The sequence below is a fragment of the Ignatzschineria sp. RMDPL8A genome, from assembly GCF_029815055.1.
In the GTDB taxonomy this organism is placed as follows: domain Bacteria; phylum Pseudomonadota; class Gammaproteobacteria; order Cardiobacteriales; family Wohlfahrtiimonadaceae; genus CALZBJ01.
Genome location: NZ_JAPPWA010000002.1, coordinates 518,047 through 542,714 on the forward strand (window position 1 = coordinate 518,047; position 24,668 = coordinate 542,714).

20 protein-coding genes are annotated in these 24,668 nt (G+C 45.5%); 18 read left to right on the forward strand and 2 right to left on the reverse strand.

Annotated features, from left to right (window positions below):
* The first annotated feature begins 15 nt into the window (after positions 1-15).
* The 12 genes from OXI21_RS03970 to OXI21_RS04025 all read left to right on the forward strand — a co-directional run bounded on the left by OXI21_RS03970 (position 16) and on the right by OXI21_RS04025 (position 13,313).
* A complete protein-coding gene (locus tag OXI21_RS03970) occupies positions 16-1,944 on the forward strand; it encodes a TonB-dependent receptor (RefSeq protein ID WP_279618265.1) in 1,929 nt (642 codons plus the stop codon).
* A gap of 187 nt (positions 1,945-2,131) precedes the next feature.
* On the forward strand, positions 2,132-3,037 hold the full coding sequence (locus OXI21_RS03975) for an ABC transporter substrate-binding protein (protein ID WP_279618266.1): 906 nt from the start codon (positions 2,132-2,134) through the stop codon (positions 3,035-3,037).
* On the forward strand, positions 3,034-3,963 hold the full coding sequence (gene cysK / locus OXI21_RS03980) for a cysteine synthase A (protein ID WP_279618267.1): 930 nt from the start codon (positions 3,034-3,036) through the stop codon (positions 3,961-3,963). Before OXI21_RS03975 ends, cysK begins: the two co-directional genes overlap by 4 nt.
* A 204-nt stretch (positions 3,964-4,167) precedes the next feature.
* Positions 4,168-4,605 carry a nucleoside-diphosphate kinase gene (gene ndk, locus OXI21_RS03985; protein ID WP_279618268.1) on the forward strand — a complete coding sequence of 146 codons (438 nt, stop codon included), beginning with the start codon at positions 4,168-4,170 and terminating at the stop codon, positions 4,603-4,605.
* Between the two features lie 6 nt (positions 4,606-4,611).
* Positions 4,612-5,733, forward strand: coding sequence for a 23S rRNA (adenine(2503)-C(2))-methyltransferase RlmN (rlmN, locus tag OXI21_RS03990; RefSeq protein WP_279618269.1), 1,122 nt, complete (start codon positions 4,612-4,614; stop codon positions 5,731-5,733).
* Between the two features lie 34 nt (positions 5,734-5,767).
* Positions 5,768-6,499 carry a tetratricopeptide repeat protein gene (locus OXI21_RS03995; protein WP_279618270.1) on the forward strand — a complete coding sequence of 244 codons (732 nt, stop codon included), beginning with the start codon at positions 5,768-5,770 and terminating at the stop codon, positions 6,497-6,499.
* A 26-nt stretch (positions 6,500-6,525) separates the two neighbouring features.
* A complete protein-coding gene (locus OXI21_RS04000) occupies positions 6,526-7,578 on the forward strand; it encodes a RodZ domain-containing protein (RefSeq protein WP_279618271.1) in 1,053 nt (350 codons plus the stop codon).
* A gap of 12 nt (positions 7,579-7,590) precedes the next feature.
* Complete coding sequence (gene hisS / locus OXI21_RS04005) at positions 7,591-8,865, forward strand: histidine--tRNA ligase (RefSeq protein ID WP_279618272.1); 1,275 nt, start codon at positions 7,591-7,593, stop codon at positions 8,863-8,865.
* A 9-nt stretch (positions 8,866-8,874) separates the two neighbouring features.
* Entirely contained in the window at positions 8,875-9,585 is a 711-nt protein-coding gene (locus tag OXI21_RS04010) for a tetratricopeptide repeat protein (RefSeq protein WP_279618273.1), read from the forward strand.
* A gap of 71 nt (positions 9,586-9,656) precedes the next feature.
* Entirely contained in the window at positions 9,657-10,802 is a 1,146-nt protein-coding gene (locus tag OXI21_RS04015) for a PQQ-binding-like beta-propeller repeat protein (RefSeq protein ID WP_279618274.1), read from the forward strand.
* Between the two features lie 45 nt (positions 10,803-10,847).
* The gene (gene der / locus OXI21_RS04020; RefSeq protein WP_279618275.1) at positions 10,848-12,242 is read left to right on the forward strand and encodes a ribosome biogenesis GTPase Der; all 1,395 of its coding nucleotides are present in this window, start codon (positions 10,848-10,850) and stop codon (positions 12,240-12,242) included.
* Between the two features lie 15 nt (positions 12,243-12,257).
* Positions 12,258-13,313, forward strand: a complete 1,056-nt coding sequence (locus OXI21_RS04025; protein ID WP_279618276.1) for a polysaccharide pyruvyl transferase family protein — start codon at positions 12,258-12,260, stop codon at positions 13,311-13,313.
* 116 nt (positions 13,314-13,429) lie between these two features.
* Here the strand turns inward: OXI21_RS04025 and OXI21_RS04030 are convergent, their stop codons facing one another.
* A complete protein-coding gene (locus tag OXI21_RS04030) occupies positions 13,430-15,700 on the reverse strand; it encodes a Tex family protein (protein WP_279618277.1) in 2,271 nt (756 codons plus the stop codon).
* A gap of 325 nt (positions 15,701-16,025) precedes the next feature.
* Here OXI21_RS04030 and OXI21_RS04035 point away from each other — a divergent pair, with 325 nt between their 5' ends.
* The 6 genes from OXI21_RS04035 (at position 16,026) to OXI21_RS04060 (ending at position 23,639) form a co-directional block, all read left to right on the forward strand.
* Positions 16,026-17,762, forward strand: coding sequence for an AbgT family transporter (locus OXI21_RS04035; RefSeq protein ID WP_279618278.1), 1,737 nt, complete (start codon positions 16,026-16,028; stop codon positions 17,760-17,762).
* Positions 17,763-17,919: 157 nt separating this feature from the next.
* Positions 17,920-18,294, forward strand: a complete 375-nt coding sequence (locus OXI21_RS04040) for a DUF4377 domain-containing protein (protein ID WP_279618279.1) — start codon at positions 17,920-17,922, stop codon at positions 18,292-18,294.
* 150 nt (positions 18,295-18,444) lie between these two features.
* Positions 18,445-18,990: an ATP-dependent zinc protease gene (locus OXI21_RS04045; RefSeq protein WP_279618280.1), complete on the forward strand. Its 546-nt coding sequence runs from the start codon at positions 18,445-18,447 to the stop codon at positions 18,988-18,990.
* A gap of 12 nt (positions 18,991-19,002) precedes the next feature.
* Positions 19,003-20,643 carry a UUP1 family membrane protein gene (locus OXI21_RS04050; protein WP_279618281.1) on the forward strand — a complete coding sequence of 547 codons (1,641 nt, stop codon included), beginning with the start codon at positions 19,003-19,005 and terminating at the stop codon, positions 20,641-20,643.
* Positions 20,643-21,629: an alpha-L-glutamate ligase-like protein gene (locus OXI21_RS04055; RefSeq protein ID WP_279618282.1), complete on the forward strand. Its 987-nt coding sequence runs from the start codon at positions 20,643-20,645 to the stop codon at positions 21,627-21,629. Before OXI21_RS04050 ends, OXI21_RS04055 begins: the two co-directional genes overlap by 1 nt.
* 171 nt (positions 21,630-21,800) lie before the next feature.
* Positions 21,801-23,639, forward strand: a complete 1,839-nt coding sequence (locus OXI21_RS04060) for an ABC transporter ATP-binding protein (protein ID WP_279618283.1) — start codon at positions 21,801-21,803, stop codon at positions 23,637-23,639.
* 3 nt (positions 23,640-23,642) lie between these two features.
* On the opposite strand, the gene OXI21_RS04065 is transcribed toward OXI21_RS04060, so the two are convergent.
* Positions 23,643-24,665, reverse strand: coding sequence for a putative sulfate exporter family transporter (locus tag OXI21_RS04065; protein ID WP_279618284.1), 1,023 nt, complete (start codon positions 24,663-24,665; stop codon positions 23,643-23,645).
* Positions 24,666-24,668: the final 3 nt, after the last annotated feature.

Consider the following 24,668-nt stretch of genomic DNA (forward strand, 5'->3'; position numbering starts at 1 on the left):
GAGGTTTTAGAGCTCATGACCAATCAATTTAAGCCCAAAGCGCTGATCGTGGCGCTTGCCACTCTCTTTTCTCTCTCTGCACACGCAGATGAATCATCGCAAAATATCCCTCAAACGGATGAAGAAGCGATCGTTTTTACTGCAAACCGGATCGCAACGGACAAAGATAAAACCGGAACGCGTACCGAAGTTGTCTCTAGCAGTGAAATCCATCAACGCCAATATCGCACCGTTGAAGAAGCGCTCTACAGTAAGCCTGGAATCACGTTAAGCCGTACCAGTATTAATGGCCCGAGTAATCTCTTTATTCGCGGAGCTGGTAGTCAACATTCGCTGGTATTAGTGGATGGTGTGCCGATGGGCGATGCGATGGGAACAGGGCGAATGGTTGATTTCACTCTGCTTGGCCGCTTAAATAACATTGATCGCATCGAAGTGTTAAAAGGCCCGCAAAGTACGCTCTATGGTTCCAGTGCGATGGGCGGTGTGGTGCAAATCTTTACGAAAAAAGGCCAAAAAGAGCCAGAAACTGTTTTAAGTTTAGAGGCAGGTTCTCGTGAGACCATTCGTACGACGCTTTCAACGTCAGGTGGATTTGAGCGTTTTTCGTATGCGATTGCAGGGTCTGTTGAAAATCAACGGGGGATTGATGTTACATCAAATGATGATCCACTAAAACCTGAAAAAGATTTTGATAAAGATCGTCAAAAAAACCGTGTATTATCGGGCAATATGAACTTTATCGTTAGTGAAAACTTCGATATTGATCTGATGGCGCATTATAATCGTCAATATCTTGAATATGACGCGCCTGGTAACCGAGTATATCCTGACTATATGCGTAACAAACAGTTTTTAGGGCGCATTGCAGGAAACTTATCGTTATTTGATGATCGCTTAGCAACAACGGTTGCTTATAGTATTAATGATATTAAGCGAGATAATTATTCAGGGTATGATCAGAAAGATCATATAACAGGAGAGTATCTAGGTACTGAAAAGTCAGAATATGGTTTTAAAGGAAAGATACAGTCATTTGATTTAAATAATGTATTAACGCTGAATCCAAATTTTAAAACGGCGTTTGGTGCAACTTATACGCATGAAAAAGGATCTCAAGACGATTGGGATCAATCTAAAACCACTAACATGAAGAGTCTTTATCTAGATCAGCATTTTGATTATAACGATCGCCTCTTTAATACGATCGGTGTGCGTTATGACGATCATTCTGAATTTGGCAGCAAAACCACATTCCGTGCTACCACACGCTTTAATGTGAATGATCAAGTCGCGCTAAAAGCCTCCTACGGAACAGGGTTTAATGCGCCGAATGTTTATCAAATGTACGGTGATTGGGTTGGCAATAAAGAACTTAAAGCGGAAACGAGCCGCGGTTTTGATTTAGGAATTGTCTTTAATCCAACAACAGCGAGTGAAATTGAAGTGACTTACTTTAATACGCGCTATAAAAACATGATCGATTATGTCGCGGATTATCCTGGTGCGTGGACAGGGAAATATGAAAACGTGGATCGTGCAAAAATGAAGGGGCTTGAAGTTGCGGGTGTATGGCAGCTCAATGAGATGCTTGGAGCGACCTTTGCGTATACCTATCTCGATGCAAAATCGAAAGCGCCTGAAAAAGAGTATGAGCGCATGCTGCGTCGCCCACGCCATCAAGTAAGTGCAGGACTTAATTATGCACCGACTGAGCGTTTTAATTTAAATGCGGGTGCAACGTATTACAGTAGCCGATTAGATAAAGATGAGGTAACTCTCGGCGGATTCACAACGCTTGATGTAGCGGCCACGTATCAAATCAATGAGAGTGTGGAAATTACCGCGAAGATCAATAATCTATTTGATAAAAAACATGAGTATGCAAAAGGCTATCGCGAGCCCGGGATTGAAGGGTTTGTTGGCGTCAATATTAAATTCTAAGCGGGTATAAATTCCTCTTTAAAATCAGAAAGCGAGTGAATTGGAAATGATTCATTCGCTTTTTTTATGCCGTGCAATTGAATACTTGAATAGTTACAAAAAGCTGTAATTAACAGGACTTTAAAAGGGTGGTATGATAATTCAATACTAAAAAGAGATCTAAATAGACCGTGAGGAGGGGCGCGTGATGCGAATCAGGCAGAGTCTTGTTGTGCTGTTGCTGACGTTCATTATGCAGATCAGTTTTGCGCATCGCTGTGAACGGATTGTGACGCTTTCTCCCGCGCTTACCACCATTATCGATGAGATGGGACTAGCTGAAAATTTAGTCGGCCACAGTGAATATTCGCTCATTCCAAAAGGGCTTAGAAGCGTTGAGGTGGGTAGTTATTTTAATCTCAACTTAGAACAGCTCTATCGCCTCAAACCGACGATGATTTTTCTTGAGCAAAGTGATGCAGGGAAGATGGTAGCGAAGATGAAAAAACTTGGGCTGCCGGCTCAAACCATTTTACTCAATACGCTCGATGAGATTGAAGCAAGTTACGCGAATATTAGAGTGGCGTGCGGGTTTACTAATGATGATTTGACGGGCGAGAAAGCGCTGGTAAAGACCGATTTATCTGCGCAACAAAACCGATTAGCCGATCAAGGAAACGGACTCGTGTTTTATGGCGATGGACGAGCGTATGAATTAGACGTGCCGACGCTTGCGGTGGGAAAGAGCTTTCATCGAGATCTTTTCAATTATTTAGGATTAACGCTTTTATACGATGGGCCGCTCAATGCGCCGACGATAAATAGCGAAGCGCTCTTTGCGCTCAACCCCGATTGGATCATTATTTTAAATAGCGATTCGGCGGCAAACTATGACACACTCGAGCAATTAACGGTGCGTAACATTGAGGTGAAATGGCCGTGTCTTGAGGGAATGAATGCCGTGAAAAACGGACAGGTTTACGAATTAAAAGGGTATTGGAGCATGATGCCAACGCCCCGAGCGATGGAGTCCATTGCGGAACAGGTGATAACCGTTTTAGATCAATCAGAGTCGCCAAATTCTATTGATAAACAGAAGGAAAATATACAATGAAAATTGCAAATAATGTGACTGAACTCGTAGGGCATACGCCGCTTGTTCGCCTTAATCGCCTAACTGAAGGCATGCCGGCGGAAGTGGTGGTAAAACTTGAGTATTTCAATCCATCTCACTCCATTAAAGACCGCATTGCGGTAGCGATGATTGCGCGTGCAGAAAAAGAGGGGCTTTTAACCAAAGACTCTGAAATTGTGGAGCCCACCTCGGGAAATACCGGAATCGGGCTTGCGATGGTCTGTGCGGCAAAGGGCTATCCATTAACGCTCACCATGCCAGAAACCATGAGTAAAGAGCGTCAAATGCTCTTAAAAGGTTACGGCGCAAATCTTGTGCTGACCGATGGAAAAGCCGGCATGAGCGGCGCGATTGCCAAGGCGAAAGAGATGGCGGAAGAAAACCCCAATATCTTTATTCCTCAGCAATTTGATAACCTTGCAAATCCTGAGATTCACCGAGAAACCACCGCGATCGAGATCTTAAACGATACCGATGGTAAAGTGGATATTTTTATTGCGGGCGTCGGTACGGGCGGTACGATTACCGGAATTGGCGAGGTGTTAAAAGCCCATAATCCGAATGTTGAAATTATTGCGGTTGAACCTGCGGAATCGGCGGTTTTATCGGGCGAGCCATCAGGCCCTCATAAAATCCAAGGGATCGGTGCGGGATTTGTCCCAAGCGTATTAGATACCGATATCTACGATAAAATTGTGAAGGTGCCGAGCGATAGCGCCATTGAAACGGCGAAAGCAGCGGCGCGTAAAGAGGGGCTTTTAGTGGGTATCTCCTCAGGAGCGGCGATCTACGCGGCGCTTTTAGAAGCAAAAAAAGAGGAAAATCGTGGCAAACGCATTGTGGCGATCGTGCCCTCGTTTGGTGAACGTTATCTCTCAACGGCGCTCTTTGATGAGTACCGTTAATCCTTTTTAACGCACCAAATCACAATTTGGCGTGAAAATAATTTGAAGGCGAATCTGTTTTAACAAGCGGATTCGCCTTTTAAATTTAAAACTATATGAATGAGTGTAGAGTATGCTAAAATTGATCGTTTACCATTTCCCGTAAACGGTCTTCGTTTGCGGAAAATCAATGTTTTATATAGCGATGTTTTTATAGGAGATTGTATGACAGAGCAAACCCTTTCAATTATCAAGCCCGATGCAGTTGCAAAAAACGCAATTGGTGCAATCTATTCACGTTTCGAAACTGCAGGTTTCAAAATTGTAGCGGCGAAAATGGCTCAATTAACTCGCGAAGAAGCAGAAGGTTTCTACGCAGTGCATAAAGAGCGTCCTTTCTTCAACGATTTAGTTGAATTCATGATCTCTGGCCCCGTAATGATCTCTGTGTTAGAAGGCGAAAATGTTATCGCTAAACACCGCGACATCATGGGAGCAACCAACCCTAAAGAAGCATTAGCGGGTACGATTCGTCATGACTTTGCTGACTCAATCGACGCAAACGCAGTTCACGGTTCAGATGCGCCTGAAACAGCGAAAGTTGAAATCGAATATTTCTTTGGCGAAAACGCTGTTGGTAAAGTAGGCGTTTGTTCAAAATAAGTTCGTATGCAAGAGATAAAAATAGATCGTGTTGCTCCCGTTACTGAAAAAGTAAACTTATACAGTTTACCGCTTGACGGGATGCAAGCGTTTTGCGAAGAGCTTGGTGAAAAGCCATATAGGGCCACTCAAATTATGAAGTGGCTCTATCATAAGGGCGTATCAAGCATCGATGAGATGACCGATATCTCGAAAAAAACGCGTGAGAAGCTCAATAATGTAGCGACATTGGGATTGCCTGAGGTGATTCGCGATTTGCCGTCAAACGATGGTACGCGAAAATGGCTCGTGCGCATGGATTCTGGAAACTCGATCGAGATGGTCTATATTCCAGAAGATGGCCGCGGGACACTTTGTATCTCATCACAGGTAGGCTGTGCGCTCGATTGCAGTTTTTGTGCAACGGGTAAGCAGGGCTTTAACCGCAATTTAAGCGTAGCTGAGATTGTCGGCCAAGTGGTGCTTGCGAAAAAGCTCTTAAATGATTTTGAAGAGATCGATAATTTCACGCCGCGTAAACTCACCAACATCGTATTTATGGGGATGGGGGAACCGCTCCTTAATTACCGTAATGTGGTGGCTGCGGGGAAAATCTTCTTAGATGATTATGGATTAGGGTTATCAAAACGTCGGGTGACCTTAAGTACCTCGGGCGTGGTACCTGCGATCTATCGTCTGAAAGAGGATCTTGATTTAGCGCTCGCCATTTCCCTTCATGCGCCGTATAACACGCTGCGTGATGAGCTCGTTCCGATCAATCAAAAATATCCGATCGAAGAGTTACTTGAAGCGTGCCAAGCTTATATCGAGGGAACGCCGAGTAAGAAAATCACTTGGGAATATGTAATGCTGAAAGGCATTAATGACCGTGAAGAAGATGCTCATGCACTTGCGCGCCTAATTCGTCATATCCCCGGTAAAGTCAACTTAATTCCCTTCAATCCATTTGACGGATCAGACTACAAAACATCGAGCGAAAAGCAGATTAATCATTTTAGAAACACGCTAAAAGGTTATGGTATAGTAGTCGTTACCCGTAAAACTCGTGGGGAAGATATTGATGCCGCATGTGGGCAATTAGCTGGTCGAGTATTAGATAAAACCAAACGTACCGCCGGAAAAGAGTAAGTCCAACGTCAAAATTCAAGAGAGGAATAGATCTGTGAGAGTCATTATTACTGGGTTAATTGCGATCATGTTATCGGCATGTGTTACAACCAACGGTGGTAGCTCCGGCGCAAGTGGGAGCCGTGGAAAATACGTCACCTACGAAGAGCTCGAAGAGATCGACCGCATCAATTATCAGCTCGGTAAAAGCTATATCGAAAATGCCAACTATGATGTGGCAGAAGATAAGCTGATGAAGGTAGTCACCAGCGCCCCTAATTTCCCAGAGGTCTATAACGCGCTTGGCGTATTGAGTGAACGTCGCGGACGCTTTACCAATGCGCTAACTCTCTTTTTTAAAGCGATCGAACTCAATCCCAATTTAGATATTGCCATGCAAAACTATACCCGTCTCCAATGCCGCGAGAACGGAACGGATTCGCTTGAGATGATCGCCTATCAAGCGCAACATCCTGTATTACGTGCAGGAATCTACACCGGCGTCGCTGAGTGTGCACTTGGGAAAAAATCCTATGATGTCGCCCTTAAAAATGCGAACCAAGCCATTAATGCCGATCCGAACTACGGTCTTGCCTATTTTAACCGTGCAATTGCGCTCTATCATAAACGCCAATACCGCGATGGGTTACAATCGTTAGCAAAATTCCATGATATTAAAGGCTATACTGCGCCAGGCGCTCGTTTAGGGCTCGAAATGGCGAAGAAAGTTAACGATAAAGCGGAAATCCAAAAGTTCACATATGTGATCGAAACGCAGTTTAAATAATAACGAACAGATAAGAAGTTTAGTCGATGCAAATTGAAGAGTTAGGTGATACATTACGGGCCCGTCGGGAAGAGAAGAGCTTCACGATCGAGCAGGTGTCCCGTGCAATCTCATTACGCAGCTCCATTATTGAAGAGCTTGAGCGAGGCGATTACTCGAAAATCGATGCGCTCCTCTATACCAAAAATTACTTAAAACGCTACGCCGGCTATTTGGGATTCACGCCCGATGAGATCGAAGCGATGATCGAGAGCATTCCAGTCGAAGATAAGAGCTATCAACATTTAAAACTCAACACAGAGATTAAAAATAAAGAGAATCGTCGTAAAAAGAGCTTCATTTTACGCCTCTATTTCTTTGTGGTGATTCTGATTTTAGCTTCAGTTTATCTCTATTTTACTCTCGATAAACATGGCGATTTCTTTAAAAATGGCATCGCGCCAACGCCTCAAGATGAAGCGATTATCGACGAGAGCGACGTGCCTCCACCCTTAACCGAACCGCGCCGTCAAGGCCCATCCGTTTTCACAGAACCGAGCGCCGTTGATCCGCTGATTGAGATGAATCGCGGAAAAATGGCCGATGATTCAAACGAGACAGTGGGGGATTACGGATTTACCCGTCCGATCGATGAAACCGTTGAAGCGGAAACAAATAATCTAAATGATGCGGATGAACCAAGTCCTGAAATTTTAGCGGAGATTGAAAATATTAAATCCTTGGCCAAGCTTGGCGTGCCGACAAAAGGGATGGGGAGCAATCAAGAGAGCGTGATCGCGGAAGAGGAAAATCTTCTCTACATTGAGACCAATGATGATTGCTGGATCGGCCTTTATGATGGAAGTGGCAATACGCCGGTACAAGCGATTGTTAAACCCGGTGAGCCGTTCCGTTTAACTCTGGAAGATCGTCATTTTATTACCAAAAATGGTGAAAAATCGATGCGCCTTAAATTTGGCAATGGTCGCGCGGTGACGGAACTTCGCGTCAATGGTAAAACCGTCGATCCCGAGCTCTATACACCTCAAGGCAAACGTAATATTATTACCTTCAACTTAAATCCTGAAGATTATCAATAAAAATAGAAAACTATGAGCAAAAAAATTACTGCAATTCGTGGGATGCACGACTGGCTCCCCTCTGAAAGCCACTATTGGCAAACGATTGAGGCGGAACTGAAAAATCTTTTCACTGAATATGGCTATCTTGAGTTGCGTACTCCGCTCCTTGAAGAGACTCGCCTTTTCACGCGTTCACTCGGTGAAGTGACCGATATCGTTGAAAAAGAGATGTATACTTTCCCCGATCAAAATGAGAATTTAAGCTTAACGCTTCGTCCTGAAATGACGGCGGGAATCGTGCGTGCGGGTATTGAGCATGGGCTTTTCTATAATCAAACCCAAAAAGTATGGCAAATTGGACCTGCTTTTCGTTATGAGCGTCCTCAAAAAGGGCGCTATCGCCAATTCCATCAAGCGGATATTGAGATTTTCGGCATTGAAACTCCCGATGCCGATGCGGAAATGCTTGCGATGCTTCACCGTTTATGGAAGCGTTTAGGCATTGATCAAGAGGTAAAACTTGAGATTAACTCGATGGGTACCGCACCATGCCGTAAGGTATATCGTGAAGCGCTCATCGCTTATTTTGAGCAATACCAAGATAAACTTGACGAAGACAGTCAGCGCCGTCTCTATCGCAATCCGCTCCGTATTTTGGATTCGAAAAATCCTGAACTTGACGGCATTATTAAAGATGCGCCTCAGCTCATTGATTACCTTGATGAGGAATCAAAAGCTCATTTTGATGATCTTTGTGCCTATCTTGATGCGCTTGGCATCGAGTATATTATCAATCCTCGCATCGTGCGCGGAATGGATTACTACACACGTACCGTATTTGAGTGGACCACCGATAAACTCGGCTCGCAAGGCACGGTATGCGGTGGTGGACGTTACGATAAAATGGTGGAAGAGCTTGGTGGACGAGCCACCCCTGCGATCGGTTTTGGTATGGGCATGGAGCGTCTGATCCTGCTTTGCCAAGCGTGCGAAGTGGAAGCAAAAGAGATTGCGCCGCTTGTGACCACTGTATTTCTTGGAAAAGAGGCGGAACGTGTTGGCTTAACGCTGGTTGAATCGATCCGTGATGCGATGCCTGGTGAGAAAATTATGCTTAATTTAGGTGGCGGCAGCGTCCGTTCACAAATGCGTAAAGCCGATAAGTCAGGCGCGCGCTGGGCATTAATTATGGGTGAAGATGAGCTTCAAAATGGATCGATTGTGGTGAAAGATCTGCGTGAAGATGGCTCGCAAGAGACCATTTTACAATCAGAGCTCGTCGCATGGTTAAAAAACGCAAATTAGGAGATCGGGATGAGCCTTAAAGAATTTGAAACCGATGAACAACGTGCCGAAGCACTTGTTGATTGGCTGAAACAAAACAGTAATTTTATCTTGCTTTTAGCGGTAGTGATTGTAGGAACGATTGTCGGTCAGAACTATTATCAATCCCATAAAGCGGGGAAAACCGTGAATAATATTGCGGCGCTTGATACGCTTGCGATGGAAAAGGGCACTGAGGGGAATCTCTCTAAAGCGCAATTAACCGAGTTTTTAGATAAAAACAACAACCAAGATCATCAGGCATTAGGCGTGATGACCGTTGCCGGTGAGCTTGCAAATCGCGGTGAATATCAAGAAGCGAAAGCCCTTTTAACTGGCCTTGATACGCAAAAATTTGATCCAAGCTTAAAAGCACTCGTTGATTTTCGTTTAGCGAAAGTGTTATTTGAATTAAAGGAATACGATGCCTCGTTAAAGGTTTTAGATGGCATGGATTCAATCTCATTTAGAGGGCTTGCGCAAGCGTTATCCGGTGATATTCATCTCGCAAAAGGCGATGAAAAACGCGCGATTGCTTCATATGAAGCGGCGTTGACTTCACCGAATGCCCCGCGTGATGGCGTATTATTAAAACTTGCGCAACTAGCAGGTAGTGAGGCAGGCGAAGCGCCAGTGGATAATACCCCTGTAAATGCGGTTGAGCCAGAAACAGAATCAAAAATTGATGCAGTAGCATCGTAATAAATACTAATTATTAATACTCACACGATCATGTCGCGAAAGCGCTACAGGAACGAGAAAAGGAGCGATTGATGTCGATGAAACGATCCATGGCATTAGCCACATTTGCAGTAGTCACGCTAACAGGGTGCAGTGGCTTGATTTCAGGAAAATCAAACCGCATTCAACCGACCCCACTCAATCAAGAAGTCCCTAGCCACTTAGCGCAAACCGCGTGGAGTAGCTCAGTGTCAGCGAAAGTTGAAGCAACGTCGGGCAATCGTTTTACCCTCGGCGTTCAAAATGGACGCTATTTTGTGGCGGGTGATAACGGCATGGTCAGCGCAGTCTCTGAAGGCGGTGGCGTTCTTTGGAATGCAAAAACCGATCCACTTTATACCGGCGTTGGCGTTGAAGGCGATAAAGTCTTCGTCGGCACCAAACAGGGCGAATTAGTGGCACTCTCAGCCGTTGATGGTAAAGAACTCTGGCGTAAAGGCTTATATGGCGCAAGCATTGTGACACCCAAAGCACACAATGGCGTTGTTGTTACAGTCACCCAAGGGGGCGCAGTCGAAGCATTTGATAGCGCAACCGGAGAGGTGAAATGGGCCTATATGATGGCGCCGACTCGCTTTTCAATGCGCGGATCTGCTGAACCGATCGTTTTCCAAAATGATCTCATTGTGAGTAATGATGCTGGCCAAGTGATTCGTTTTGATGTGCAAACGGGCGCGGTTAAATGGGGCGTTAAAACTTCACGCGTAAGCGATTCAGGTCTTGTTGGTAGCATGCTCGATATCGATTCCGCACCGCTTGTGGTCGGAAATGATCTCTACGTTGCATCGATTCGCCAAGGCATTAGTAAAATTACTGCACAAGGTCGCCTCCTTTGGACAAAAGGCAATGGTGTTTATGCGGGGATTGCCCACCACGGCGGGAATATTTTATCCGTTGAAGATGAAGGACGCATCGTTGCACTCTCAACCCAAAATGGGGATGAAAAATGGGCCAATACCGATCTTTTAGGACGCGGTGTGAGTCGTCCTGTGATCGCAGGTGGAAAACTCGTTGTGGCTGACTTTGAAGGGTATGTGCATGCACTTGATCCACAAACCGGCCGTCTTTTAAGTTCAACTAAAGTAGGAAACGGTGCATTTTTACCTGATTTAACGGTGATCGGAAATGCAGTATTCCTCCAAGAAAAAGCAGGGCGCTTAATTAAAGTAGTGCTATAATCGCCCCTTTTTATCTTTCACGAATTACATTAGAAGTATATAAGTATGTTACCGATTTTTGCTCTAGTGGGGCGCCCGAATGTCGGGAAATCCACCATTTTTAATATTTTAACGCGAACGCGTGATGCGCTTGTGGCCGACCAGCCCGGGCTTACGCGCGATCGTCAATATGGTCACGGCGTTGTCGGTGATAATCCCTATATGATTTTAGATACCGGCGGATTATCCGGCGATGAAAATCGTATGGATCAGCTCATTGAATCGCAAGTTTGGAAAGCGGTTGATGAGGCGGATGTGATTTTGTTTGTGGTTGATGGCCGTGAAGGGCTAACCGCATTTGATGAAGATATCGCCAATCGTTTACGCCGTTCAGATAAGCCTTGCATTGTGGTAGTCAATAAAGCGGAAGGGCAAGATCCTGAGCTGATTATGAGCGATTTCTATGCGCTCGGTTTAGGTGATATTGTGCCAGTTTCTGCGAGCCACAACCAAGGGTTTATCGAGCTTGTTGATGAAGCGTTTAGCCATATTAATGAAGAAGATTTTGTTGAAGCGATCGACGAAGAGGATGATATTATTCGTCTTGCGGTATTTGGTCGCCCGAATGCAGGGAAATCAACGCTCATTAACCGTATTTTAGGGGAAGAGCGCGTGCTCGCCTCTGACGTTGCGGGAACAACCCGTGACAGTATCGAAATTCCCTTTACCATGGAAGATCGCGACTTTATCTTGATCGATACCGCTGGGGTGCGTCGCCGTGCTCGTGTGTCGGATAAGATCGAAAAATTTAGCGTACTGAAAAGCTTAGATGCCATTGAAAAAGCCAATGTAGTGGTCTTTGTCTTTGATGCTGAAGAAGGTCTATCGGAGCAAGATGCAACGCTGCTTGGCTATGTGCTCGATTCAGGTAAAGCATTGGTGCTCGCGGTCAATAAGTGGGATACCTTAGAAAATGATGATAAAGAGTGGCTCAAGCAGGAGTTTGACCGCCGTTTCGCGTTTGTGGATTTCACCAAACCGATCTTTATCTCAGCGCTACGCGGAACCGGTGTGAGCCGTGTGCTCCAAGAGGCGATTAAGGCGTACGATTCATCGATGCAGGAGTTTTCTACGAGCGAACTGTCTGACATTTTGGAAGATGCCGTTCGCGCGCATCAACCGCCGATGGAAAAAGGGTTTGCACCGAAATTACGCTTTGCGCACCAAGGGGGTAAGAATCCTCCGCGCATTATTATTCACGGTAACCGTACCCAATATGTGAAAGATTCGTACGTGCGTTATTTAAGTAAAACCTATCGCGAAACGTTGGGACTTTACGGAACGCCGGTGCGCATCAATTTCCGCGGGGGCGATAATCCTTATGCCGGAAAAGCGCCAAGCCCAACGAAAAAAGAGATCAAACGTGCGGGTAAAGTGCGTTACGGGAAACCGAAAAAATAAAATGGGTGAGTATATATGAATATAGTGTTTTCTGCTACAAGGCAGTGGAATCCGGGTGATGAGTTTATTTTAATGGGTGCGATTAACCTCTTAAAAAAACATATATCGGATTTTAACCCTATTTTATATAATCGAAACCCTCAAATAAGACGTAGTAGACATTTTGATTTTATAAAGATGGTTGATGGATTACTAGGAAAAAATGTGTTAGAAAAATTCCTAGATAATTCTGTAAAAGAGTATAATCCCATGGATTATGCTGATTTAGTTGTCTTTGCCGGTTCACCTGAGTGGCGTGGAAAAAGAACAATAAAATTGTATCGATCAATTGTTGAGTATCAAATACCGACCTTCTTTTTGGGGATAGGATTAGGCGCGGGTGGTCAGTTTTCATTTACAGACCAGTATTTTTCAAAAGATGAGCAGTATGTGTTCAATAATGCGAAGCTTATAACGGCTAGAGATCGATATGCCCGTGAAAACTTACAGCCTTTACCTGTTTATCATTTACCATGTCCTGCGCTCTTTTCAAGCACTCAGGAAAAAACGGTTAAACAGGTAAAAAAAGTTGGTTTAATTTATAGCACAAATAAAGCTGCCAATGGAAATAAGATTAGCACAGATACATATCATTATATGATGAAAATGTATCAGCAATTATTAGAAAAATTTGGCGAACATTATGAATTTGAATTTATTGCTCATTATATAGATGAGCTTTCAGAGTTTAAAAAAGATTTTCCAGATTCTCGCTTGCATTATTCATATGATTCAAAAGATTATTTAGATATCTATAATCAATTTGATTTAGTTATTGGCTGTCGAGTTCATGGTATTGGCATATCGGCATCGATGGGGATTCCTGGCATGATGATTGCTCATGATAATCGTTCTGATACTGTGCAAGGATTTTGTGCAGAACTTATCAAAGTGGGTGATAACTTTTCTAAAATTATAGGTATTTTTAATAAAATGGTCGTAGGCATTGAAAGCTATAGTTTAAGTTTGCAAAAACATAAAATGGAAACGGCTAAAAAGTACTACAGTTTATTACAAAACAGTTTATTGTAATTTCACTTGCTAATTTAACAAGCCTCGGTGGCGTTATTGTAAGACGCTCGCTCCCGAGGCTTTTTTATTGTGTGTATTTTAAGATTTCTCTTAAGAGTAATTTACAAGATTAAGGCTTAACGCTTTAATCCTTTTAAAGCATCGGCAAAAGGATTATTAGAGGGCTTTTCGCTATGACGTTTTGCTTGTTTCCCTTTAGCGGGAACGTAGCTTTTTTGCCCTTTATCGGATGCACTTGCATCATCGTTCATGCGCATGGTGAGTTGAATCCGATTGCGGGGAATATCGACTTCCAATACTTTAACCGTTACCACGTCACCAACTTTAACAATCTCATGCGGATCTTTGACAAAGCGGTCGGCAAGGGCGCTGATATGGACTAATCCATCTTGATGCACGCCGATATCGACAAAGGCGCCAAAGTTTGCAACGTTGGTTACGACACCTTCTAAACGCATGCCTTCTTTAAGGTCTTTGATCGATTCAATGCCCTCTTTAAAGGTGGCAGTGACAAACTCAGGGCGCGGGTCACGGCCGGGTTTGTCTAGCTCATCAATGATATCTTTAACGGTAGGAATCCCAAATTTCTCGGAGGTAAATTCTTTGGGATTAAGGCTACGCAAAAGTGAGGTATTGCCAATTAGTTCATCGATTGATTTGGCGGTTTTTTTCGCGATTGTTTCCACAACCGGGTAAGCTTCAGGGTGAACGGCAGAGCGGTCGAGCGGATTATTGCCACGAATGCGTAGGAATCCCGCAGCCAGTTCGAAGGTTTTTGGCCCAAGGCGCGGAACTTTTAATAGCTCTTTACGATTGGTAAAGGCGCCATTTTCATCGCGATATTTGACAATATTTTCAGCCGTTGTATTGTTTAAGCCAGAGACTTGTGCAAGTAGCGGGCTTGAGGCTGTATTAACATCGACTCCCACCGCATTTACACAGTCTTCCACCACCGAGGCAAGTGATCGGTTGAGCTCGGTTTGATTTACATCGTGCTGATATTGCCCAACGCCGATCGATTTTGGATCGATCTTAACCAGTTCAGCAAGCGGATCTTGCAGACGGCGAGCAATGGAGATCGCGCCTCGTAACGAGACATCAAGCTCGGGGAATTCTTTTGAGGCAAGTTCAGAGGCGGAATAGACAGACGCTCCCGCTTCACTAACGACGATCCGGCTTAAACCTTTTACCACTTTACAGAGTTCGCCTGCGAGTTTATCGGTTTCCCGTGAGGCAGTTCCATTCCCGATCGCAATGAGGCTCGGTGAGTGTTTTTGGCAGAGCGCTGCAAGGGCAGTCAGTGAGCCATTCCAGTCATTACGGGGCGGATGGGGATAGATCGTTGTGGTATCGAGAAGTTTTCCGGTATCGTCAACAACGGCGACTTTACAGCCGGTTCGAATGCCGGGGTCGATCCCTAAAATTACGCGATTTCCCGCAGGGGAGGCAAGCAGAAGATCTTTTAAATTGCGAGCAAAGACTTTAATCGCTTCCGCTTCCGCCTCTTCACGCATGCGATTAATAAGCTCAAGGGAGAGCGAGAGATTGAGTTTCGCGCGCCAGCTAAGACGAATGGTATCGTTCAGCCAATCGTGCGGATTGCTAAGGCCAAAGTGATCTTTAATAAAGGTTTGCGGCGTCTCTTCGATCGGTTCGGGTAAAACAAGGTCGAGCGATAAGATATCTTCATTGCGTCCCCGAAGGAGCGCTAAGGCCCTATGTGAGGGAATGGTTTTAATGGCCTCACTAAATTCAAAGTAATCTTTATAATTGCTGCCCTCATCGGCTTTTCCATCTTTGACCGATGCGCTAATAACGCCATTGTCCCAGAGATAATTACGGAGCTTTCCGAGAAGCTCCGCCTCTTCCGAAATGCGATCAATTAAGATAAAGCGTGCGCCATCGAGCACTGCTTTTGTATCGGCAAAGCCTTTCTCTTCATCAATATAGGGTGCCGCGAGCGTCTCTAAATCCTCTTGTAGAGTATTTTGAAAGAGCGTTTCTGCAAGCGGAAGAATGCCGGCTTCAATGGCGATCTGAGCGCGTGTTCGTCGGCGCGGACGATAGGGAAGATAGAGGTCTTCGAGCTCGGTTTTTGTGGTCGCCGCTTCAAGTTTACCGCGAAGCTCATCGGTGAGTTTTTCTTGAGAGTCGATCGATTCGATAATGGTACTACGGCGATCTTCAAGCTCGCGAAGATAGACAAGGCGCGTCTCAAGTTCGCGAAGCTGCGCATCATCAAGTCCGCCGGTTACCTCTTTACGATAGCGCGCAATAAACGGAACGGTCGCCCCCTCATCAAGCAGGGTGACGGCAGCGCTCACTTGGGTGACATTTGCGTTAATTTCACGAGCAATAATGGAGGCAATAGTAGGGATGTTCGCCATATCGAAAAGGTTCCTCTCTTCATTTATAGTATTATATTCAGCCCCCCATTATAACCATTTTTATTGGCTATTTTTGCTTTTTGGCGTTTGTGAGTTGTATTACGCTTTATCTTGCTTATTTTTTGGCTAATTGGCGGGAAATTTCCATCAAAAAATTGCCCTTAAATTGGCTCAAGTCGTCCATTTATCAATGAAATTTGAGTTTTTTATCAAGATAAATTATAAAAGATGGCATGCGCGCCGTTTTCGCTTGGTAACGTACGGGCATGTCGTGATTACCAAGGGCAGAAAAAGGCGTTTTTTTTATTTCAGATAAGGAAGCACAATGGCTGAAAGTAAGCAAGAGCCTTCAAAGGGACTTATAAATAAATTTTTAAATGGAATTGAATGGGTTGGGAATAAATTACCTGCCCCTGCGTTACTTTTCTTCTATTCAATGCTGGGAATTATGGTGCTGTCGTGGCCTCTTTCCGCAGTGGACTTTAGCTTTACCACCAAAACCATCACCGGCGAATCGGTGACGCAAGTGGAGCATGTTAGTAACCTCTTATCCGGTGAAAAACTGATCTACTTTCTTGAGAATTTTGTTCGTATTTTCATTAATTTTGCGCCTTTAGGGGTTGTCGTTGTGGCGATGCTCGGGATTGGCGTTGCAGAACGTGCGGGCTATGTGGATGTGGGCCTTAAAAAGCTGCTTCGCATTACGCCTAAAAAATTCCTAACGCCGATGGTGCTCTTTGTGGCGATGTTAAGTCACTTTGCGGCCGATGCGGGTTATGTGGTGGTGATTCCCATTGGCGGGATTTTATTTTACGCCGCGGGCCGTCATCCGATTGCGGGGATTGCAGCGGCTTTTGCGGGGGTATCGGCAGGGTTTTCAGCAAACTTAATTCCCTCAACGAACGATATTTTACTCCAAGGAATTACCCAAGATGCGGCGCGTATTTTAGATCCAAACTATACGGTGAACGTTCTGTCAAACTGGGCTTTTGGAAGTGCGTCGGTCTTTTTCTTAGTGATTGTGGGCTGGTTTGTTACCGATAAAATTGTCGAGCCTCGTCTATCGCGCGTGCCGTTAAATGATGAGATCGATATTGATGATAGTAAAGAGATCACCCCGATCGAGAGCCGTGCGTTTTGGATTTCATCGCTCTTTATGGTGGGTGTATTGGCGGTTTTCACCCTTTGGGCATGGCCAGCGGATTCTCTTTTACGTGCCGATTTAGCCGCCGATGCGGGCGAGTTGATTCGTCAATTATCCTTGCCTGACAATCTCCAACTTCCTCGCGGAAAAGAGTGGCCGATTTTAGTGGAACACTTTGGATTAGCGTCAGGTACATCAAGTGCGGAGCTGGTGAATTATCTCTATAACGAGGGAATTATCAGCACAACGCGCGGCTCATTAACGAGTGCCGGTGCGCCATTAATGCGTTCGATTGTAGCGATTATCTTCTTAGGGTTTATCATCCCCGGGATTGTCTTTGGAATGATCACAAAACGCTTTAAAAAATTGAGCGATGTGGTGGATGCAATGAGCGAAACAACGAAAGGCATGAGCAGTTTCATCGTGATGATGTTCTTCTGCGCCTTCTTCTTGGAAGCCTTTAATCAGTCCAATTTAGGGAAAATTATTGCGCTGTCTGGAGCTGAATTCCTCCAAAGCATCAATCTTAATTCCTATGTGACGATCATCTGTGCGATCCTCTTTATCGCCTTTATCAACCTCTTTGTTGGATCGGCCTCGGCAAAATGGATTTTATTATCACCGATCTTAGTGCCAATGTTAATGCAGCTCGGTATCGCGCCTGAATTAACGCAAGCGGCTTATCGCGTTGGGGATTCAACCACGAATATTATTTCACCGCTCATGACCTACTTTGCCCTGGTGGTGGTCTATTGTCAGCGCTATGTGAAATCGACGGGCATTGGAACGCTCATTTCGATGATGATTCCTTATTCGATCAGTTTCCTTCTATCGTGGATCGTTTTCTTAATGATCTGGTGGTTATCGGGCATGCCGCTCGGAATTGAAGGGGCGTACCTCTATAATCCGCATGGATAAAAGTTAGAGTCTGTGGAGGTTTGGTCGAATCAGACGGATTGAACTCTGATGTAAATCTCCGTATACTTATGAAAATTAAAGCTGCCTTCGGGTAGCTTTTTTTATGGGAAAGGGGGATATTTAATCAATCATTCATGCCTTTATAAGGAGCGATACGATGATGAAAAAGATCTTTAAAAAACGTGTGGGATTAACGCTGATGGCGAGCCTGTTACTTGCGGGGTGCGTATCGGTTGAGCCCTCGAAAAAGGATGAGTTTACTGTCCCGAAAGGGGAGCTCGTGCGCTATGAGGTGGATTCAAAACTCTATGATTGCGTTGGCGTTGGGCCGCAAAAATGCCTGCGGGTGAAACGCGGAGACAGCGATGAATGGAGCTTTTTCTACAGTCAGATTGAGGGATTTGAGTATCAAGAGGGGTACCGCTATCAATTATTAATCGATGAATTTCCGCTTGAGGCAATTCCCGATCGAAGCGCTGTGGGATACCGTTTAATGCGGGAGCTTGAGCGCTTAAAAGTGGTCCATATTTAAGGGCATCAGATCGGTTTTTCCGGGGCCATTTCGCGGTCTTTTTATACGAAATGGGATTCATTTTGCTGTGGCTGTGCTAAAATTATAGCCTGTTGACGCACAAAAAGTGGCCTGTTCCACATCATAATAAACCCAAAAAACGAGGAAATAATGCGATTAACACCAAGACTTAACCGGAAAATAACGTTGCTGTGGACGCTGCTGTTTTTAAGCGTTACGGCGAGCAGTCTGGAGGCAAAAACGGTGGAAAAAGAGATCTACGGACGCTATGAAACCATGAGCATTGTGGATTTTAACGGCGTGAATGTATCGGCAAAGATGGATACCGGCGCGCTCACCGCATCACTCCATGCCGAAAATATCGAATTTTTCACCAAAAATAACGACGACTGGGTGCGTTTTACCACTCGCATTAATGAGATGGAGCTTGGGCCTTATGAATTCCCACTCCATAAAGTGAGTCGAGTCAAACGGCGCCAAGAAGAGAAAAGTCCAAGCAAAGTAAAATCGGCAAAACGCCCAGTGATTCTACTCACGCTCTGCCTTGGCAATCAACAAAAAGAGGTGGAGGTAAATTTGGCCAATCGCTCAAATTTAAACTATCCCCTCTTAATCGGTTCGAAAGCGCTCCGCTCCTTTAAGGCGATTGTGGACGTTTCCGAGAAATATACTCATCCGCTTCAGTGTAACGAATAAACGAGACCCCTTATGAAATCTTTAACGCGACACTTAAAAATCCTAATCACACTCCTTTTAATTGTGGGGCTAGGAACCATCTATTATGAGCATAAAGTGCTTGAAATTCCGATGACGGAAGATACCGAATCTGAGCTTTGGACCATCGATGCGAAGCTCTCCTATCAAGTGCCTGGAAACGTCGGCGTGACCGCGCGTTTTTATGTGCCTGATACCTTTAAAAATTATGAACTCTATACCGATAGTTTAGTGAGCTCGAAAGAGTATGGCCGCGTCATCGAGGAGGATGATTTGGGCAATAAGATCGCTCACTATTCCGTGCGCCGTGCGGAAGGGACGGAAACGCTCTACTATCGTCTCTCGCTTGCGTCTAAAATGGGGGTTGATGAAACGCCTTTTAAATATGATGCGCGTGCGGGGAAAGTCTATCAAGATAAAATTGCGCTCGAAGGGGCGGATAAGCTCGCGGCAACGGCGTTAGTTGAAGCGATTCGTAGCCGATCATCCAATACCGCAACCTTTATTAGTGAGGCAATTGTCGCGCTCACACAGACTGATAATGATCAGGTGAAAGCGCTCCTAAAAGGGGATGACTCGCCAGCGAATCGGGCAAAAGTGTTAAAAGTCTTGCTCTCTCAAGCGCACATTCCGGTGCAGCGCGTCAACACCATTCAATTGATCGATAGTACCAATCAAAAGCCCGAAATTTGGGTACGCAGCTATATCGAATCGAGTAAGCGCGATGAAGCGAGCAAAAAAGTAGTGACGCAAGGCAAATGGGTCTACTTTGATTTAACTAGCGGGAAAATTGGCCTGCCACACGACCGCATTATCTGGTCAATTGGTGATGAGCCACTCTTAAGTGTCGCCAATGGCACCAAAGTGAAACTTGAATTTAACGTCGATAATAAAGCGCTCTCAGCGATCACTTTAGCCAGCAGTACCGCCGATAAAGAGGGCTATTTAGCCAACTCACTTTACAGCCTGCCGGTCAAAATGCATCACGATTATGAGGTGATGATTATGATTCCGTTTGGTGTATTGGTGGTGTTACTGGTACGCAATATTATCGGTTTCCAAACGCTCGGAACCTTTACCCCGGTCTTAATCGCGCTTGCTTTTAGAGAAACGGGGCTCTCCTACGGGATTATTCTCTTTACCGTGATTGTGACGCTCGGGCTGTCGCTAAGGTCCTATCTTGAACATCTCAAATTACAGATGCTCTCGAGGCTCTCGGTGGTGCTCACCTTTGTGGTGATTTTAATCGGCGTCTTAACCATCTTTAGTTACAAAATGGGAATTGAGAGCGGGCTTGCGATCAGTCTCTTCCCGATGGTGATTTTAACCATGACGATCGAACGCCTTTCAATTACATGGGAAGAGCGCGGTGGCGGGAATGCCTTTAAAATTGCGATCGGCACTTTAATTTCAGCCTCAATGGCCTTTGCATTGATGGGCTATCGTCCGCTTATTTACTTTGTCTTCACTTTCCCTGGTATCTTGCTTGTCCTTGTGGCCTTTATGCTGGCGATGGGACGTTATCGCGGTTATCGCTTAACGGAATTAGGGCGCTTTAGCGCGATGATTCGTCAAGAGAAAGAGGCGGAAGCAAAACGCCTTGAAGCGGAGAAAGAGCATGAGGAGAAAGCGTAATGTTTTCGATGATTAAAACGTGGCGAGCGCTTAAAGCGCGGGGTGTCATGGGGATTAATCAGCGAAATGCGGAATATGTGCTTCAGTACAATAACCGCCGCTACTATCCCTATGTTGATGATAAAATCGTCACCAAAGAGCGCGCGCTCATCTATGAGGTCAATGTGCCTGAGATGTATGGCGTGATCTCAAGCGAAAGTGAGATTAAATATCTGCCAAAAATCATTGGCGATCGTACGGAATTTGTCATTAAACCAGCGCAAGGCGCGGGGGGTGATGGAATTTTAGTGATTGCCGATAAGTTCGATGATTATCGTTATAAAACGGTTTCGGGGCGCTTAATTACCATTGATGAAATTGAGTATCAGATCTCATCGATTTTAACCGGGCTCTATTCGCTCGGCGGCATGCGCGATCGGGCGCTGATTGAGTATAAAGTCACCTCCGATCCAATCTTTAAAAGCATCAGTTATGAGGGCGTGCCGGACATTCGCATCATTGTCTTGATGGGATATCCCGTGATGGCGATGTTGCGCCTTCCGACCCGTCAATCAGGTGGGAAAGCGAATCTTCACCAAGGGGCGATCGGTGTGGGCGTTGATATTGCGACAGGCACAACGCTTAAAGGCACGTGGCTCAATGAGATTATTACCCGTCATCCTGATACCAATAATGATGTAAGCGGCGTTGCGCTTCCCGACTGGGACGGCTTTTTAGAGCTCGCAACGGGCTGTTATGAGATCTCAAAGCTTGGCTATATCGGTGTGGATATGGTGCTCGATGAAGAGAAAGGGCCGCTCATTTTAGAGATTAATGCGCGCCCAGGTCTTAATATCCAGATCGCCAATAATGCAGGGTTAGCGGCTCGTACCTATCGGGTAGAGAAGCATCTTGAAGAGCTTAAAGCCGCGGGCATAGAGAAAGAGAGCGTCAAAGAGCGCGTCGCTTTTTCCAAAGAGTGGTTTGATGCTAAAAACACGTTTTAAGCCATCACTTGAACTATGATAAAAACACCTGATAAAACCGGCGTTAAACGTCGGTTTTTTTATGCCCATACAGCCCTCTGTAGAGATAATATCATTTGATAGTCATTATCATTTAAAGTAAGCTATTGAGACCTTTTTATATTTTTTCCCTGATTCCTCGGCGCCATATCTATGAAGTTACTCGATTATTTTGAAGCCCTTATTCAGCCCTTTAAAAACACCGATGATGTTGCGCCTCCGACGACGCTGTTTCAATTCTACTGGTTCTATATGCGCCAGATTAAACCGCTCTTTTTAGTGCTGTTAACGGTTGGTTTTTTTGTGGCGATTTTGGAGATCGCGCTCTTTAGTTTTATTGGGCAGATCGTCGATATGATCGAGTTGGTCAACTCCCCCTCGGAGCTCTTTAGTGAATATAAAGGTACGCTTCTTTGGATGCTCTTTGTGATTGTGGTCGCGCGTCCTTTTGTCTCTCTTTGCCATAATTTAGTGATGAATCAGGCGCTCACCACCAATTTCACCTCGATGATTCGCTGGCAACAGCACCGGTATCTGTTAAAGCAGAGCGTCAATTTCTTTCACAGCAGTTTCGCCGGGGGCATTGCCAGCCGGATTATGAATACCGGGCAATCGATCCGTAGCTCTGTGTTGATGCTCACCGATTCGATGTGGCGCGTGATTATCTATGCGGGCACGACCGTGGTCCTTTTTATGAAGCTCAATCCTTGGCTTGCGCTCCCGATTGTGGTGTGGATTGGGGCGTACATTATGCTGATGCGTTATTTTCTGCCTAAAACCCGGGAACGCTCCCATCAATCGGCGCGGGCCCGTTCGAAACTAATGGGCTATGTGGTCGATAGTTATAGCAATATCGCAACGCTCAAACTCTTTTCTCACTCAAGCCGTGAAGAGGATCAGTCTCGCGAGGTGATGGCTCATCAAACTCGCATGGCGCTCAATTCTACAAGACTGATTACCGGGCTCGATTTTTCGCTTACAATTTTAAATAGCATCTTAATAGCAAGCACGGTGCTCCTTTCGCTCGTTTTGTGGAAAAATGCGCTCATTACCGCCGGCGCGATCGCCTTTACCTTAAGTTTAGTGATTCGCATTAACACGATGTCATCTTGGATTATGCGCGTGGTGAGCCATATTTTTGAAGATGTGGGCAGTGTGCAAGATGGGATTAAAGTGATGACTCATCCTCGGGAAATTATGGATTCTCCCGAGGCTAAACCTCTTGAAGTGACCGAGGGAGAGATCGATTTTAACCGCATCGATTTTCACTATCATGAAGGAAAACCGATCTATCAACAGCTCGATCTGCATATTAAACCGGGTGAAAAAGTGGCGCTTGTGGGGCCTTCGGGCGCGGGAAAAACGACGCTTATTAATCTTCTTTTGCGCCTTTATGATGTGAAAGCGGGAACGATTGAGATCGATGGCATGCCGATTACCGAGGTGACGCAAGATAGCCTCCGCAGTAATATTGGGGTAGTGACGCAAGATACGGCGCTGCTGCACCGTTCGGTGCGGGATAATCTGCTCTATGGCAACCCTGAGGCGACCGATGCGATGATTGAGGCGGCGCTTAAACGCACCAAAGCCGATCAATTTGTCTATGATCTGATTGATCAACATGGCCGAACCGGGCTCGATGCGCTCGTTGGGGAGAATGGGGTGAAATTGTCAGGCGGGCAACGTCAGCGAATTGCGATCGCTCGGGTACTGCTTAAAAATGCGCCCATTTTGATCTTAGATGAAGCCACTTCCGCGCTTGATTCTGAGTCGGAAGCGGTGATTCAAGAGCATCTTGAAACGCTGATGGAAGGGAAGACCGTGATTGCGATTGCGCACCGATTATCCACCATTGCGAAGATGGATCGCCTTGTGGTGATCGATCATGGCAAGGTGGTTGAAACCGGCACGCACGATGAATTGATTGATGCAAAAGGACTTTATGAATCGCTCTGGAGCCTACAGATGATGGGGCGTCGCCGGGATTCATAGCCGTTAAAGCGGATCAAATAGAACGCCCACTAAAATCACTGCAGCGGAAATTTGCACAATCGTTAGCAAAAGCGCGTAGATGGAAAAGGCTTTGCCACTTGATTTAAGCGCGCCGAAATTGAGGCGAAGCCCGATCGCCGCTAGAGCGGTAATCTCAAACCAACCACTCACAATCCCGATGGGGTGACGCAACGCTTCCGGCACAATGTGCAGGCTGCTTAAAATGCACATCACTAAAAATCCATAGACATACCATGGAATAATCGATTTTTTCCGTGTGGGTTTTTGCGTATCCGCCACTTGATTAGCGCTATTGTCAGGATTGTTTTTAACAATCTGGCTAAAAATGAGCACCACCGCCACAATAAAGACCACGCGGATAATTTTAAAGATGATCGCCTGCTCATTGACATCGCTATTGACCATGCTCGCGGACGCGACTACTTGCCCCACCGATTGCAGTGTCCCGCCAATGAGCGCGGAGGTGTGGAGCGTATCGTGTTGATAGAGAAAATAGCCTAAGATCGGCATCACAAACATCAATACCGTCCCCATGAGATTGACGATGGTAATCACAAGGCCACGCTCTTCGCTCGTCGCGCCAATGACAGGCGCCGTTGCTGCAATGGCCGAAGAACCGCACACCGCATTTCCAGAGGCCATCATTAGCGAAATCGATTGGTTAAATCGCAGACGCTTGCCGATATAGTAGGCCGCGATCAGGGTAATGCCCATCTGAATCATAATGAAGAGTAGCCCTGAGATTCCGAGTTTAAAGATCGTATTAAAGGTGATGAGGCCACCGAGTAACACGATGGAATACTCAAGCAGTCGGCTCTCTGAAAAACGCGTTCCCTTTCCCCAGATCGATTGTTTTAAAAATGTATTGCCAAGGAAAATCCCTAAAAAAATCGCGATTGCGGGCGCGCCTAAATAGGGAATAAAGAGTGCAAATCCTTTGGCTAAAAGGGCGACACTGAGCGCGAGTACAAGGCCGGGAATGTATAAAATGAGCGTTTGAACCATGAG